Consider the following 948-nt stretch of genomic DNA (forward strand, 5'->3'; position numbering starts at 1 on the left):
TTCATGAACAAATGTGACATGGTTGATGATGAAGAGCTACTTGAGCTAGTAGAAATGGAAGTTCGTGAACTTCTTTCTGAATACGACTTCCCAGGTGATGACTTACCACTAATTCAAGGTTCTGCACTTAAAGCACTTGAAGGCGAAGAGCAATGGGAAGCTAAAATCGTAGAGCTTGCAGAAGCACTAGATACTTACATTCCAGAGCCAGAGCGTGACATCGATAAGCCATTCATCATGCCTATCGAAGACGTTTTCTCAATCCAAGGTCGTGGTACTGTTGTAACTGGCCGTGTTGAAGCTGGTATCATCAACGTGAACGACGAAGTTGAAATCGTTGGTATCAAAGAGACGACTAAGTCTACTTGTACTGGTGTTGAGATGTTCCGTAAGCTTCTTGACGAAGGTCGTGCTGGTGAGAACATTGGTGCACTTTTACGTGGTACTAAGCGTGAAGACGTTGAACGTGGTCAAGTACTAGCTAAGCCTGGTTCAATCAAGCCACACACTACATTCACTTCAGAAGTATACGTACTTTCGAAAGATGAAGGTGGTCGTCATACTCCATTCTTCAAAGGTTACCGTCCACAGTTCTACTTCCGTACAACTGACGTAACAGGTGACGTACAGTTACCAGAAGGCGTAGAAATGGTAATGCCTGGTGATAACGTTAAGATGACTGTAACGCTAATCGCGCCAATCGCGATGGACGAAGGTCTTCGTTTCGCTATCCGTGAAGGTGGCCGTACTGTAGGTGCTGGTGTTGTAGCAACTATCGTAGAGTAATAATTAACGTTTAAGTTAATTGTTAGAAAAAGGTCACTTAGGTGGCCTTTTTTAATGGCTGCGATTTACATCATGTGAAGGTGGCGCAGTTACCTTAGGCGTAGGTGCTTTGTAGCAACGTTCAACGAGTAATAATTAGCCTAGCTAATTAATACGAAAAAA

General features: G+C 43.4%; 1 protein-coding gene. It reads left to right on the forward strand.

All coding sequences use genetic code 11. The features are described 5' to 3' along the window. Nucleotides 1-786: elongation factor Tu (locus A9479_RS19465; protein WP_064664331.1), on the forward strand; the 786-nt coding region annotated here is incomplete at its 5' end. Nucleotides 787-948 lie beyond the last annotated feature (162 nt).

The organism is Pseudoalteromonas sp. MQS005, assembly GCF_001661605.1.
In the GTDB taxonomy this organism is placed as follows: Bacteria; Pseudomonadota; Gammaproteobacteria; order Enterobacterales; family Alteromonadaceae; genus Pseudoalteromonas; species Pseudoalteromonas tetraodonis.